The organism is Streptomyces sp. NPDC002054, assembly GCF_040296685.1.
Classification (GTDB): domain Bacteria; phylum Actinomycetota; class Actinomycetes; order Streptomycetales; family Streptomycetaceae; genus Streptomyces.
The window spans coordinates 266,109-280,124 of record NZ_JBEOXT010000001.1 but is presented as its reverse complement, the minus strand read 5'-3'; the positions used below and the strand labels follow the sequence as shown (position 1 = coordinate 280,124).

Here is a 14,016-nt window from a genome sequence, read left to right as displayed (position 1 = left end):
TCGGAGGGACCTTATTGGGTGGAAGCGCATCCCGCGGGTTCCTACAGTGGGGCGTCTCTTACAGGAACAGGTCGGGTCAGGTCACCATGCGCACGCACTATCCCCGGACCCCGCATCTGCCCTGGTCACCGGGAGCCTCCTCGGACGACGTCCGCAGCGCCGGGCTCGCCGGCCTGGCCGGGCGCGAGGTCGTGGTCACCGAAAAACTCGACGGGGAGAACACCACCCTGTACGCGGACGGGCTGCACGCCCGTTCGCTGGACTCCGGTCACCATCCGTCGCGGGCCTGGGTGAAGGGGCTGCACGGGCGCATCGGGGCCGGGATCCCGCCGGGCTGGCGGGTGTGCGGGGAGAACCTGTACGCCCGGCACTCCCTGGCGTACGAGGACCTGGACAGCTGGTTCTACGGGTTCTCGGTCTGGGACGACACCGGCCGCTGCCTGGACTGGGATTCCACCGTCCGGTTCCTGCGACGGCTGGGGGTGCCGGTCCCCCGGGTGCTGTGGCGGGGCGTGTTCGACGAGCGGGCGCTGCGCCGGCTGCGGCTGAACACCACCCGCCGCGAGGGGTACGTGGTCCGGACCGTCGAGGGCTTCGGGCAGGCCGAGTTCGGGGCGCGGGTGGCCAAATGGGTACGGGCCGGGCACGTGGTGACCGACACGCACTGGATGCACGCGGCCGTGGTGGAGAACGGGCGGGGCCCGGCCGCCGCGCTGTGGGACGTCCGGTCGGGGGCGGACCCCGACCCGGCGGCACTGCTGGCGGCGGCGGGCGTGGCTGGTGCCGGGCCGACGGACGGCGGGGCCGGTGGGGTCGGCGGGGTTGGTGGGACCGGCGGGGCCGGCGGGGAGGCCGTGGCAGCCGCCGTGCAGGAGGTCACCGGCCGGCTCGGGCTGCTCCGGGCGACCGGGGACGCCCGGCTGGCCGGCGTCCTCGCCGCGGCCCTGCACGGCGCCCGCCGGCCCGGGCTGGCCGCGCGGCTCGCCGCCCCGCTCGGGCTGCCGCTGGCTCGCCGGATCGCCGACCTGGTCGGCCTCCATCCGCTGCTGCACCTCCCGTACCCCGACGAGGGGCGGCGGGCCGGGCTGCTGCGGCTGGCGTCCGCCGCCGACCTCGGCCTGCTGCACGCGGTGTCCGCCGCGGCCCTGGCCGGGCGGACCGGCCCGGAGGCGGCGGAGGCGCGCGGTCACCTGGAGTGGTCCGAGCTGTACGCCGAGGACGCCGGGCTGCTGGCCGGACCGCCGCTGGAGCCGCTGCGGGCCGGACTGCGCGAGGCCCTCGCCGGGCTGGACCCCGAGGCCGCCGACCGCTGCTGGGCGGAGGCCCGGGAGGCGTACGCCCGGGGCCGGATCTCCACCGTCGAGGAGGCGGTGGCGGCGACCTGGCGGTGGCGGGACGGGGCATTCCCCCGGCTGATCCAACTGGTCGGCCCCTCGGGCAGCGGCAAGAGCACCGTGGCGCGCACCCTGCCGGGCACGGGCGCGTACGTATCGCTGGACGAGCTGCGCTCCGAGCGCGGCGACCGGGCGGACCAGCGGGCCAACGCGGAGGTGCTGCGGGCCGGTCTGGACCGGCTGGACAAGGCGCTGGCCGGCGGGGGCACAGTGGTGTGGGACGCCACCTCGCTGACCGATCGGCAGCGCGGGCCGGTGCTGGGGGCGGCCGGGCGGCACAACGCCCTGGTCACCCAGCTGGTGCTGGTGGTGGACGAGGCGGAGCTGGTCCGGCGCAACGGCGTCCGGCAGCACCCGGTGCCCGCGGCGGTGCTGGCCGGGCAGCTGCGCCGGTTCGCCCCGCCGTACCCGGGGCGGGCGCACCGCACCTGGTACGCCGGTCCGGACGGCGTGGTCGAGGACCGGGCCGGCGGCCTGGCCGAGGGCGGCGAGGACGGCGTGTGGGATGAGCGGGCCGAGTGGGGCCAGCGGGGCGAGTGGGGCGTGAGGAACTGATGCGGACCAGTGAGGAGATCTACCACCAGGTGCGCTGGGATCCGCGCCTGGACCCGGCCCGGTTCGTGCTCGGCCTGCTCCAGCGCGGGGCCCCGCCGAAGCGGATTCCGCTGCCCGCCTTCGTGCCGGGCGGCGATATTCCGTGGCACCGGGTGCTGTTCGTCGAGGCGGACGGGGAGCTGGTGTGGGACCGGGGCAGCGGGCTGGACCGGGTCGGGATGTCGGAGGCCGGGCGGGTGCGGGAGCCGCGGCTGCTGCGGTCCCCGTTCTTCACGGCGCGGACGCCGTACGCCTGGGACGGGAGCCGGTGGGGTCCGGCGGAGGGCCCCGGGCCTAAGTCGCGGCCCGCGGCCGGTGCCGGGCTGCGGCTGCTGACCTGGAACACGCTCTGGGACCGGTACGACGGCGAGCTGATCGACACCGCGCGGCGCCGGCCGCTGCTGCTCGCCGCGCTGGCGGCGGCCGGGGCGGAGGTGATCGCCCTGCAGGAGGTCGAACCGGAGCTGCTGGACATGCTGCTGGCGGCGGACTGGGTGCGCGCCGGATACACGCTGGGCACCGATCCCGGCGGCCGGGACGTGGACGGCAGCGGGCTGCTGCTGCTCAGCCGGCTGCCGGTGCGGGAGGCGGGCGTCCATGTGCTGGGCCCGCACAAGGCGGTCACGGCGGTGGTGGTGGAGACGGCCGGCGGACCGCTGGTGGTGGCCGCCACCCACCTGACGAGTGACCATTCGGAGCGCGGCGGGGAACGGCGGGAGGCCGAACTGGCCCGGCTGGCCGAGGGGTTGGGCGGGATCGAGGGGGACCTCGTACTGCTGGGCGACTTCAACGACGGGCGGAACGGCCGGGAGGGTCCGGCCGCCGCGCTGGGGCTGCGGGACGCGTGGACGGAGGCGTACGGTCCGGCGGACCGCACGCCGACCTTCGACCCCGCGGCCAATCCGCTGGCCGCGGTCTCCTCGCTGACCGGGCGGGCCTCGCGGCTGGACCGGGTGCTGCTGCGGGGCGGCGGCCGGGTGGCGGGCGCGGGCCTGCTGGGGGACGTACCGGAGGCGGACGGGCTGTTCATCTCGGACCACTACGGCGTACGGGCGGACCTGTCCTTCGGTCCGGCGGCCGACCCTGTCGGCGTACTGGAGGTGCCGCCGACGCCCCGGACGGCGCTGGCCTGGCTGCCGCCGAAGGAGCTGTGGCCCGCGATCCAGCGGATCCGGCGGGCCCACGACCCGCAGATCGACCGGTGGCCGCCGCATGTGAACCTGCTGTTCGGCTTCGTGCCGGAGGCGGATTTCGAGCGGGCCGCGGAGCTGGTGGCGGCCGTGGCCGCCGGAAGGGCGGCGTTCGAGGTGCGGCCGGCCGGGGTGCACAGCTTCGGGCACCGCGAGGACGCCACGGTCTGGCTGGACCCGGCCGGGGCCGGGGAGGCGCCCTGGCAGGAGCTGTACGCGGCGCTGGCGGAGCGGTTCCCGCGCTGCCGGGGGCGGTCCTCGGGGTTCACCCCGCACCTGTCGCTGGGCCGTACGCCGGACCCGCAGCGGCTCGCCGCCGAGTGCTCCGAGGCGCTGGCCGGGCTGCCGGCGACCCGACTCGGGGAGCTGGCACTGCTGTCGCGACGCGGTGCGGAGCCGATGCGGGTACGGGCCACGGTGGCGCTGGGCTCCGGCGAGGTCCGCTGGGTGCCGGAGCCGGCCGAGGCCGGCGCGGCCGAGGCGGGCGGGCCGGGGTTCGCCGAGGCGGTGGCGGCGCGGGTGGCCGCCGCGCTGGGCGGGGACGCGGTGCTGGAGACGGTCGGGTCGCGGCGGATGGGCTGCGCGCTGCCCGGTGCGGATCTGGACCTGGTCGCGGTACTGCCCGGCGAGGCCGACCTGGCGGCGGCCGAGGCCAGGGTCGCCGCCGGGCTGCCGGAGGCGGAGCGGCTCCGCCGGGTGCCGGGTGCGCGGGTGCCGGGGCTGCGGTTCTCGGTGGGAGGGCTGGCGGTGGACCTGATGCTGGTGGGGTCGGGGACGCTGCCCCCGGCCGAGGCGGTGGCCCGGCGGACGGAGCTGGGCGAGGCCGCGGCGGTCGCGCTGAGCGCGGTGTCCGACGCGGATGCGGTGCGGGCGGCGGTCGGCGGTCGAACGGATGCCTTCGAAGCCCTGGCCCGGCAGGTGAAGGCCTGGGCCCGGGCCCGCGGCCTGGACTCGGCCCCGCACGGCGGCCTGCCCGGGCTCGCCTGGGCGGTGCTGGCGGCCCGCGTGGTGGCCAGGGCGGCGGAGCCCGCTGTGTCCGAACCGGACGGACTACTACGGGAGTTCTTCGCGACCTGGGCGGCCTGGGACTGGCGCCGGCCGGTGGCCCTGCGCGGGCCGGCGGAGCCGGCGGATCCGGCGGAGGAGCCCGTGCTGGTCCTGACCCCCTCCGCACCGGTACGGAGTTGCACCGGGCAGGTGTCGGCCGGGTTCCGGGACCTGCTGGTCCGGGAGCTGTACCAGGCCTGGGAGGCCCTGGAGGGCGGCGGCTCCGCGGAGGCACTGCTGTCGGCCCCGCCGCTGCACCGGCGGCACGCGGCCTGGGCGCTGGTGACCGTACGGGCGTACGGGCCGGTGGAGTTCGAGGAGACCCTGGGCCGGGTACGGGGCCGGATGCGGGCCCTCCTCGGCGCGCTGGAGCTGTCGGGCGCGCCCGACGCCCACGCCTGGCCCCGCCCGTACCGCACCAGCCCCACCTCGGCCCACTTCACCATCGGCCTCGGCCACACCCCACCCCCCGCGGCAGCACTGACAGCCCTCGCCGAAACATGGTCCCGCGACCTCCCCGGAGTGGAGGTCACCCGCGCGGACGGCGGCACGTTCCCAACCCTCCCCTGACCGGCCCCCGCGGCGGCGCCGGCCGCCCGCTCGGGCCGACGCGCGGCCGGACCCACCCGAGCCGGGGCGCAGGGCAGCGCCCCTGCCGCCCGCAACCGGCCGTCTCCGGCAGCAGAGCGCGCCCTCCGCCCGGTCCGCACAGCTGGCGGCAGCCAAGGCGGCTGGGGTGAATGGGGCTGGTGGGAAGATGGACGCATGCTTGACTTCACCCGGCTGTGGCCGGTCGTCGCCTCCGCCGAGGCCGACTGGCTCGCCGAGCTCTGCGAGGACGACGGGATCCTCGGCTTCCCCGTCCCCCGGCGGCCCGACGCCGCCTGGGTGCTCAACGCCATGTACGAGAGCGAGCTCGGGCCCGGCGTGGTCTCGCACGACGAACTGCTGCGGGCCGACATCGCCGCCGGGGACATCGAGGTGCCGCGCGGCGTGGGCGGTGTGGACTTCAGCAGCTCCACGGTGGGCGTCGCCACCGGCGGCGGGCTCGGCCGCGCCGAGCGCCCCGGCCCGGGATGGCGCCGGCTGCGCTGGGCCGAGCTGGCCGAGCGGACCGGGCACCCGATCGTCGCCGAAGGGAAGCTGCCCTCGTACCGCAGCGCACCCGACGCCACGCTCGCCGACGGCAGCTGGCCCGTCGGCATCGAGCCGCCCACCGAGGGCTCCCTGGACCGGGAGACCTGGAACCGGCTCATACGGATCCTCACCGACCTCAGCCCGGACGGCCCGGACACCCGCTGCTTCGCCTACTTCAGCCCGTTCCTGACCCAGGACTGGGACGACCTCCGCGCGTACCGCGTGGTCGGCGGGCGGCTCGGTGACGCACTCGCCCTGTACGACTACCCCGAGGTGGTCGCCAGCCCCTCCAACCTCTGGTCCGCCGACCGCTCCTGGGTCACCTACACCGACTGGGACCTGTGGGGCACCAAGGTCACCGGCCCGCCCGAGCTGGTCCGGGCCCTGCTCGAGGACACCGAGATCGAGGCCGTCCGGCTGCCCTGGGATACGTGAGTCGACACCTGAGTCCCCCTCCCCCCGGCGCGCACGGCACCGGGCCGGGCTGATATTCCTGGAGGGGTGACCGGAGACATCGCACCCACGCCGCACACCCCCGCCGCCGAGCGCCGCACCGACATGATCGAGTCGCTGATGGCGCGCTTCCCACAGGTGCCGCGGGAAGCGGTGATCAAGGAGGACCTGCTCCGCGGTGGCATCGCCTTCGACGAATCCGCGCTCAGCGACAACGAAGCGGGCGACGTCAAGCCCAAGTCGTACTTCATCTTCTCCTTCGACCACCGCACCCTGCCCGAACTGGGAGCCGCGGCCCTGCGCCGTCCGCCGGAGGAGATCGTGCTCACCGGCGGCCCGTACGACCTGCGCCGCACCGTGGTGTCGGTGCGGGTCAACCCCGCCTCCCCGTACCGGGTGGCGGCCGGCGAGGACGGCATGCTCGGGCTGTGGCTGGACGGCGTACGGATCGCCGATGTCGGGCTGCCGCCGATGCCGGAGTACTACCGTCACAAGCTGTCCAACGGGAAGTCCGTGATGGAGGTGGCCCCCACCATCCAGTGGGGCTACCTGATCTACCTGACGGTGTTCCGGGTCTGCCAGTACTTCGGCGCCAAGCAGGAGTGCCAGTACTGCGACATCAACCACAACTGGCGCCAGCACAAGGCGGCCGGCCGCCCCTACACCGGGGTCAAGCAGCTCGACGAGATCCTCGAGGCCCTGGAGATCATCGACCGGTACGACACCGCCAAGGCGTCCAAGGCGTACACGCTGACCGGCGGTGCCATCACCTCCCAGGTCGGCGGCAAGGACGAGGCCGACTTCTACGGCCAGTACGCGAAGGCCATCGAGGAGCGGTTCCCGGGCCGGTGGACCGGGAAGGTGGTCGCGCAGGCGCTGCCCCGCGAGGACGTCCAGCGGTTCTACGACTACGGGGTGCGGATCTACCACCCCAACTACGAGGTGTGGGACAAGCGCCTGTTCGAGCTGTACTGCCCGGGCAAGGAGCAGTACATCGGGCGCGAGGAATGGCACCGGCGGATCCTGGAGTCCGCCGAGGTGTTCGGTGCGCGCAATGTGATCCCCAACTTCGTCGCGGGTGTGGAGATGGCCGAGCCGTTCGGCTTCACCACGGTGGACGAGGCCATCGACTCCACGGTCGAGGGGCTGCGCTACTTCATGTCGCACGGGATCACCCCGCGGTTCACCACCTGGTGCCCGGAGCCCACCACCCCGCTGGGCAAGGCCAACCCGCAGGGCGCCCCGCTGGAGTACCACATCCGTCTGCTGGAGGCCTACCGGGCGACGATGGAGGAGTTCGGTCTGAGCTCCCCGCCCGGATACGGCCCGTCCGGTCCGGGCCGGGCCGTGTTCTCGGTGAGCTCCTTCATGGACAGCCTGCCGGCCAACGACGAGTGACCGGAGGATTGGCTACTCGTACTCCGTGCCGCCCTTGCGGGTGAGGTAGGCCGGGCTGACCGCCTTGGCGATGGCCCGGCCGCCGGTCACCGGGCTGTACCGCTCGGTGGCCGGCCGGATGACCACGCCCTCGCGCAGGTGCACGTCCCGGCCGGAGACCGACTCCCGGCCGGTGGCCAGCTCCAGCACCGTGTCGAGCTCGTACGGACCCTCGTACAGCCGGGGCACCAGGGGCAGTTCGCCGTCCAGCAGCGCAGCCGGGTCCAGCCAGCGGACCTGGCCGTCGATCTCGGCGGACACGTCGAAGACGGCATAGCCGGGTCCGGTGGTGCGGGCGTCGGATCCGTACGTCAGATCCTGGACGCCGGCTCCGAAGACCTCGCCGAAGATCCCGACCCGGGTGGCGCCGAGACGGGCCGCCAGCCTGGCCGCGGCCTCCGGGACGCCATGGGCCCGGACGGCCCGCCAGTACACGTTGCGCTCCTCCTCCTTCAGGGCCAGGCTCTTCGCCCCGAAGCCCTTGGAAGAGACGAGGACGCGCCCGTCCGCGGCGAGGTAGGTCAGCAGGCAGGCCGTACCGTGCAGCTTCTCGGTCAGGACCACCGGCTCGCCGGGCTCGAAGATGTGCGGATAGCGCTGCAGGTTCTCGATGTCGACCCAGGGCAGCAGCTCGGGGGCGGACTCCACCTCGCCGTTCATGGTGGTCGGGACCGGCGGCACCCATTTGGTGATGCCGAGCGTCTCGGCGAAGTCGGTGCCGTCCTCGGCCGCCGTCTTGAGGTCGGTGCCGTCGAGCGCGGACGGCAGGCAGACCAGGCCCTGGGAGAGCTCCCCGCGCAGCCGGACCGCCTTGACCCGGTTGGAGGCGCTGCCGGCCAGTCGGCCGGTCAGGCCCAGCTCCTCGATCAACGCATCGGGCAGCACAGCCTGTTCGGGTATGTAGAGGGCGATGTCCCCGGTGCGGTGGCGGCCCTTGGCGACCACGGCCCGGTAGAGGCCGACCTGGGCCAGCTCGAGGGCGTCGGCGTTGGGATGCGGGTGGATGGTCAGGACTTCGGCGGTGACTTTCAAGGTCGACATGGACCTCACCTTGGTCCGCCGATTTTCGTTGGGCGACCGGTTTTCGGCTCTGCTATGTGCTGAAGTGACTGGGTCAGAGACCTGAGAGACCATCAGCCCATCAGCTCGGAAGGACCGGACACCGTGGCCCATTCCTTATCCCGTCGCCGTCTCCTCGGCACCGCCGCAGCAGCCGGCGGTGCCGCCCTGCTGGGGCCGCTGGCTCCCACCGCCCGAGCGCAGCCGACACCGGCACCGGCACCGACCGCGGCGACCTGGCCGGAGACCGTGGCGATCCCGGCCGGATTCCAGCCCGAGGGCATAGCCGTCGGCCCCGGCGGCACGGCGTACACCGGCTCGCTGCTGGACGGTTCGCTGTACGGCTTCGACCTGGCGACCGGCCGGGGCCGGATGGTCAGCCGGGGCCAGGGGCCGATGTCGGTCGGGCTGAAGGTGGACCCGGTCGGCCGGCTGCTGGTCGCGGGCGGCAGCAGTGGCGAGATCCGGGTCGTGGACCCGCGCAGCGGCCGGATCCTGGCCACCCACCGGGCGGGAACGGGTACCTCCTTCGTCAACGACGTGGTGATCGGCTGCGGGGCGGCCTGGTTCACCGACTCCTTCCGTGACGTCCTGTACCGGCTGCCGCTGCGCTCCGGCCCGCCGGCCGCCCTGCCGCTGGCCGGGGAGTGGGTGCCCACCCCGCCCGGCGGGGAGTTCTGGGGCTCGAACGGCATCGAGCGGACCCCGGACGGCCGGGCGCTGCTGGTGGTGAGCTCGCAGGCGGAGGCCGTGTTCCGAGTGGACCCGCGGACCGGCGAAACCACCCGTACGGTCCTCGAGGGCGGTGGCTCGGTGACCAACGGCGACGGCCTGGTGGTCCACGGCCGGACCCTGTACGTCGTACGCAACTGGGCGTACGCCGTGGACGTGTTCCGGATCGGCGCGGACGGCCGCCGGGCGCGGTTCCTCCGGCGGATCACCGACCCCCGGTTCGACGAGCCGACCACGGCGGCGGTGCACGCCGGGCGGCTGTACGTGGTGAACGCCCGCTTCGACTCCGACTGGACCGACCCGGCGACCTCGTCCACGGTGGTGGCCGTGCCGCTGTAGGGCCGTACCGCTGTACGAAAAGGCGGTTCGTATGAGTTCCGGTGAGTTCCGGTGAGTTCCGGCGGGTGGACGCGTGGCGGAGCAGCTCCGGGCCTCCGCCACGGCCACGATGACGGCAGGTGCCACACGAGGAGGCCGTCGGATGCGGATCAGTCGCCGGGAAATCCTGCGCCGGGGTGCGCAGGCAGCCGCAGTGGGTGCGGGCACGGCATGGGCGGGCGGCCGTGCCGTGGCCGCCGGGTCCCGCGGTGCCCGAGACGACGGGAGCCCGGCCCCGGCTGCCTGGCGGCAGCTCGCGGGCGAACTCTCCCCGGGCGCCGGGCTCTACCTCCCGGGCAGCGACGGGTTCGGGGAGCTCGCCGTACCCGACAACCTGCGCTACGCGGGCGTCGTACCGGCCGGCATCGTGGCCTGCGCGAGCGAGCGGGACGTCCGGGCGGCCGTCCGCTGGGCGACGGCGCACGGCCTGCCGTTCTCACCGCGCTCGGGCGGCCACAACTACGCCGGCTACTCGACCACCCGCGGCCTGCTCATCACCCTGCGCCGGATGAATGCGGTGGCGGTCCGGGGAACCCGGCTGCTCCTCGGCGGCGGCGCCACCAACTCCGATGTGTACGCGGCGCGTTCGGCGAACCTGTACTTCCCGGGCGGACGCTGTCCGGGCGTGGGGATCGCGGGGCTGGCCCTGGGCGGCGGTCTCGGGTTCAACGACCGCAAGTGGGGTCTGACCTGCGACCGGCTGCGGGAGACCCGGGTGGTGCTCGCGGACGGCTCGCTGGTGCGGGCCGCCGAGGACGAGAACGCGGACCTGTTCTGGGCGCTGCGCGGCGGCGCGGGCGGCAACTTCGGCATCAACACCGGTTTCGTCTTCGACGCCACCCCGGTCGGCGAACTGTCCGCCACCGTCTTCGATCTGACCTTCGACCTGGGCGCGGGCGTGCTCGTGGCCGACCGCGTGCAGGAGATCCTGGCCGGCGACCGGGGCAACGACTTCGACGTCCGGGTGGGCTTCAGGAATCCCGGTGACGGCGGGGACCCGGTCGTGTGGCTGCTCGGGCAGCGGCTCGGCGACGAGGAGCGGCTGCGCCGGCTGCTCCGGCCGCTGCTGGAGCTCGGGCCGTCGAAGGCCTTCATCGAGCAGCGCGGGTTCTGGGCTGCTCAGGACTATCTCCTGGAGCCGCCCGGGCAGCCGAGCGCGGGCGCATCCAAGTCCCTGGTGCCCACGGAATGGCTGGACCCGCAGGCGGTCGAGCACATCATCGACTGGGTCCGCCGGTGGCAGCCGGGCATCCCCGGCAACCCCGGCTACGTCACCTTGTTCGCGATGGGCGGCAGGAGTGCCGAACCCTCGCCCGGCGAGACCGCGTACCCCCACCGCGACGCGACGTTCGTCATCGACATCGGCACCCACTGGTCCCCCGGCACCCCGCCGGAGACGGTCCGGGACCTGCTCGCCCAGACCCGCGCCGTGTACCGCACCCTGCGCCGCTCCCTGGCGACCTCAGCCGCGTACGTGAACTTCCCCGACCCCGACCTGCAGAACTGGCAGCAGGCCTACTACGGCCCCAACTACGACCGCCTCGTCGAGGTCAAGCGCCGCTACGACCCCGCCGGCCTGTTCCGCTACGACCAGGCGATCGGCAGCAGCCGACCGGGCTGACCGGGGTCATGAGCCGTAGAGGGCGGCGCGGGTGGCCGGGCCGAAGACGCCCGCGGGGTCACCGCGCAGGCTGCGGTCCCGCTGGAACTGTTTGACCCCGCGCTTGGTGTCGTCGTCGTAGACGCCGGTGACGGACACGTAGGTGAAGCCCTGTCCGAAGAGCGCCTGCTGCAGGGTCTCCACCTCGGGGCCGGTGGCACCCGTCCGCAGGGTGGCCCCGGACCTGTCCGGCCGGCCGGGCGACGGCGTGGGCTGCGCCGTGGCCCCGCCGGTCGCGGACGGGGACTTCGACGGGGTCGGCGGTGTGGAGGGCGGCGAGGTGGCGGGGCGGGTGGCGGCCGGGCCGGACGTGCCGGTACCGGCGGAGGTCGGGGCTGTCGGGTCCGCGTCCGCGCCACCCCCGCCCGGCAGGCCGGGGACGCCGCTCAGCGGCGGCGGCTCCACCGCCTTCGGCCGTCCGGGCTCCTGGGACGGCAGCAGCAGAAGCAGTCCCGCCGTCACCGCGACGGCGGTCAGCCCGAGGAACAGCAGCGGCGTACGGGAGCGCCGGCGGGCGGGCTCCCGGCGCCGGGAGCCGCGCGCGGCGGCATACGGGGACACCGGCGGGACCGGTGGCCGCAGCGGGGCCGGCTCCGGCACGGGCGGTGGCCAGGATCCCGCCGGAGCGGGGTGCCCCGGTCCGGCCGGTGCATAGGGGCGTACGAGCGGGCCGTCTTCGGCGACGGGACCGCCCGGGTCACGGGGGTGGGACACGGTGGGCTCCTGGCAGGCGCAGGGGCTCGCGCGGCACTGCGCCCCCGGCCCCGGCGGCACTCTCGCGCACCCCGCACTCCAGGTCAAACCCGGTTCACCGCGCGCCGCCGTCCGGGCGGCCGGGGGCCCGGTCCCCGCCGGGCACCACGATCCCCGACTCGTAGGCCACGATGACCAGTTGTGCGCGGTCGCGGACGTCGAGCTTGCCCATCATCCGGCTGACGTGGGTCTTTGCGGTGAGCGGGCTCAGGCCGAGGGTCTCGGCGATCTCGGTGTTGTTCTGGCCCCGGGCCACCAGGGCCAGCACCTGCCGCTCCCGGTCCGAGAGGCCGCCGACGGCATGGCCGGCGGGCGGCTCGGGCGGGCCCGGGGTGCGCAGCACCCGGGCGATCAGGCGGGCCGTCGGTCCCGGCGAGAGCAGTGCGTCCCCGGCGGCCACGGTGCGGATCGCTGCCAGCAGGTCGGCCGGTTCGGTGTCCTTGACCAGGAAGCCGGAGGCCCCGGCGCGCAGCGCCTCCAGTACGTGTTCGTCGGTGTCGTAGGTGGTGAGGACCAGGACCCGGACGCCGGCGAGGTCCTCGTCCGCGGCGATCCGGCGGGTGGCCTCGATGCCGTCCATCTCCGGCATCCGGATGTCCATCACCACCACGTCGGCCCGGGCCGAGCGGGCCAGCTCCACCGCCTCGGCCCCGGTGCCCGCCTGCCCGACCACCTCCATGCCGGGGGCCGAGTCGAGGAGCAGCGCGAAGGCCGCCCGGACCAGCGCCTGATCGTCCGCCAAGAGCACCCTGATACCCGTCATGCCACCGTCTCCCCGTCCTGCGCCTGCCGTGCCGTCGGCACGCTGTCCTTGTCCGCACCCGGGTCCGGGCCCGGGCCCGGGGCCGGACCGGGACCCGGGGTCACGGCCGGACCGGGACCCGGGGTCGCGGCCGGGACCGTAGCCGCGGCCGGGGCCGGGGTGTGGGGGGCGCGGTTCTCATGGAGTGGCAGGGCCGCCTCGACCGCGAAGCCGCCGGCCGGGCCGGGCCCGGCCGTCAGTGTTCCGCCCGTACTGCGGGCCCGTTCGCGCATCCCGATGATGCCGAAGCCCGGCGGACCGCTCTGCGGCCGGGGCCCGTGTCCGTCGTCGGTGACGCTGACCCGCAGCTCCCGGCCGTCGGCCTGCGGCTCCACCACCACCGTGATCCCGACGGCCGGTCCGGCGTGCCGGACCGCGTTGGTCAGGGCCTCCTGCACGATGCGGTACGCCGCCGCGCCGACGGCCGGGGCCGGCCCCGCCGGCGGGGTGCGGAGGGTGAGCGCGACCCGGGCGCCCGCCGTCTCGGCGGCCCGTACCAGGGAGGGCAGGGCACCGAGGCCGGGCAGCGGGCCGTCCGCGCCGGCGGGCGGGGGTGGGCTGCCGCTGTCGGCGCGCAGCACCTCCAGGGTGCCGCGGAGTTCGGTCCGTGCCTCCCGGCAGGTGGCGGTGATGTCGGCCAGGGCCTGGGCGACGGCCTCCCGGTCCAGCCGGTCCGGGTCGGCCCGCAGGACGTGCGCGGCCACCGAGGTCTGCACCCCGATCAGGGTGATGCTGTGCGCCAGCAGGTCGTGCAGGTCGCGGGCGATCCGCAGCCGTTCCTCGGCGACCCGGCGGGCGGCTTCCTCCTCGCGGGTGCGTTCGGCCCGCTCGGCGCGTTCCACCAGGGAGGCCACGTACCGCCGGTAGATGCGGACGTCCTGGCCGAGGAAGAGGACGGCCAGGATCCAGCCGCAGACCTCGAGGATCTCCCGGCCGGAGTCCATGTGGCCGGCCAGCATCAGGGCGAGCGCCACGGCCACGCCGGCGAGGCCGGTGAGCGCGGTCCGCAGCATCGAGCCGGTGGCCCCGACGGTCCACAGGGCGATGACGGACTGGGCCACCGGACCCTGGTCCGGGTTGTCGAGCACGTGGTACGGGCCTTCGAAGGCGGCCACGGCCAGCAGCGTGAGCAGGGGCGCGCGGCGCCGCCAGGCGAGCGGCACCGCAGCCGCCACCAGCAGTGCCAGGCCCAGGGCGTCCGGCTCCCGGCCGCCGTTCAGGGTGAGGGCGATCAGGAGGGAGAGCGCACCGGCGCCCCCCGCCAGGAGGGCGTCGGTGCGCTGCCGGTGGGGCGCCGACATCGGGTCGCGGTGGACGGCCGCCAGCACGCGTTCGGCCCAGCCGCCCGTTCGTGTGGTCGCAGGCACCCGCACATTGTCG

The 14,016-nt window shown here is 75.1% G+C and carries 10 protein-coding genes; 6 read left to right on the top strand and 4 right to left on the bottom strand.

Features of this window, described 5'->3' with window-relative positions; all coding sequences use genetic code 11:
* Positions 1-86 precede the first annotated feature (86 nt).
* The 4 genes from ABT123_RS01265 (at position 87) to ABT123_RS01250 (ending at position 7,213) form a co-directional block, all read left to right on the top strand.
* Positions 87-1,949 carry an RNA ligase family protein gene (locus ABT123_RS01265; protein ID WP_351307905.1) on the top strand — a complete coding sequence of 621 codons (1,863 nt, stop codon included), beginning with the start codon at positions 87-89 and terminating at the stop codon, positions 1,947-1,949.
* Positions 1,949-4,795, top strand: a complete 2,847-nt coding sequence (locus ABT123_RS01260; protein WP_351307902.1) for a poly(A) polymerase — start codon at positions 1,949-1,951, stop codon at positions 4,793-4,795. Before ABT123_RS01265 ends, ABT123_RS01260 begins: the two co-directional genes overlap by 1 nt.
* 195 nt (positions 4,796-4,990) lie before the next feature.
* Positions 4,991-5,797: a hypothetical protein gene (locus ABT123_RS01255; protein ID WP_351307899.1), complete on the top strand. Its 807-nt coding sequence runs from the start codon at positions 4,991-4,993 to the stop codon at positions 5,795-5,797.
* 123 nt (positions 5,798-5,920) lie between these two features.
* Positions 5,921-7,213 (top strand): radical SAM protein, encoded by a 1,293-nt coding sequence (locus ABT123_RS01250; RefSeq protein ID WP_351308197.1) that lies wholly within the window; start codon positions 5,921-5,923, stop codon positions 7,211-7,213.
* A 12-nt stretch (positions 7,214-7,225) separates the two neighbouring features.
* Here ABT123_RS01250 and ABT123_RS01245 read toward each other — a convergent pair whose 3' ends face one another.
* Positions 7,226-8,293: an RNA ligase (ATP) gene (locus ABT123_RS01245; protein ID WP_351307897.1), complete on the bottom strand. Its 1,068-nt coding sequence runs from the start codon at positions 8,291-8,293 to the stop codon at positions 7,226-7,228.
* A gap of 123 nt (positions 8,294-8,416) precedes the next feature.
* On the opposite strand from ABT123_RS01245, the gene ABT123_RS01240 reads away from it, so the two are divergent.
* Positions 8,417-9,382 (top strand): twin-arginine translocation signal domain-containing protein, encoded by a 966-nt coding sequence (locus ABT123_RS01240; protein WP_351307894.1) that lies wholly within the window; start codon positions 8,417-8,419, stop codon positions 9,380-9,382.
* A 142-nt stretch (positions 9,383-9,524) separates the two neighbouring features.
* Positions 9,525-11,042, top strand: a complete 1,518-nt coding sequence (locus tag ABT123_RS01235; RefSeq protein WP_351307892.1) for an FAD-binding oxidoreductase — start codon at positions 9,525-9,527, stop codon at positions 11,040-11,042.
* 6 nt (positions 11,043-11,048) lie between these two features.
* Here ABT123_RS01235 and ABT123_RS01230 read toward each other — a convergent pair whose 3' ends face one another.
* The 3 genes from ABT123_RS01230 to ABT123_RS01220 all read right to left on the bottom strand — a co-directional run bounded on the left by ABT123_RS01230 (position 11,049) and on the right by ABT123_RS01220 (position 14,003).
* Positions 11,049-11,795, bottom strand: a complete 747-nt coding sequence (locus ABT123_RS01230) for a peptidoglycan-binding domain-containing protein (protein WP_351307890.1) — start codon at positions 11,793-11,795, stop codon at positions 11,049-11,051.
* Between the two features lie 94 nt (positions 11,796-11,889).
* The gene (locus ABT123_RS01225) at positions 11,890-12,597 is read right to left on the bottom strand and encodes a response regulator transcription factor (protein ID WP_351307887.1); all 708 of its coding nucleotides are present in this window, start codon (positions 12,595-12,597) and stop codon (positions 11,890-11,892) included.
* On the bottom strand, positions 12,594-14,003 hold the full coding sequence (locus ABT123_RS01220; protein WP_502970814.1) for a sensor histidine kinase: 1,410 nt from the start codon (positions 14,001-14,003) through the stop codon (positions 12,594-12,596). Before ABT123_RS01220 ends, ABT123_RS01225 begins: the two co-directional genes overlap by 4 nt.
* Positions 14,004-14,016: the final 13 nt, after the last annotated feature.

Bases quoted from the DNA above. Each gene is read 5' to 3' on its own strand.
- ABT123_RS01245 (WP_351307897.1), bottom strand. From the start codon at position 8,293: ATGTCGACCTTGAAAGTCACCGCCGAAGTCCTGACCATCCACCCGCAT.
- ABT123_RS01255 (WP_351307899.1), top strand. From the start codon at position 4,991: ATGCTTGACTTCACCCGGCTGTGGCCGGTCGTCGCCTCCGCCGAGGCC.
- ABT123_RS01250 (WP_351308197.1), top strand. From the start codon at position 5,921: ATGATCGAGTCGCTGATGGCGCGCTTCCCACAGGTGCCGCGGGAAGCG.
- ABT123_RS01235 (WP_351307892.1), top strand. From the start codon at position 9,525: ATGCGGATCAGTCGCCGGGAAATCCTGCGCCGGGGTGCGCAGGCAGCC.
- ABT123_RS01260 (WP_351307902.1), top strand. From the start codon at position 1,949: ATGCGGACCAGTGAGGAGATCTACCACCAGGTGCGCTGGGATCCGCGC.
- ABT123_RS01225 (WP_351307887.1), bottom strand. From the start codon at position 12,597: ATGACGGGTATCAGGGTGCTCTTGGCGGACGATCAGGCGCTGGTCCGG.
- ABT123_RS01265 (WP_351307905.1), top strand. From the start codon at position 87: ATGCGCACGCACTATCCCCGGACCCCGCATCTGCCCTGGTCACCGGGA.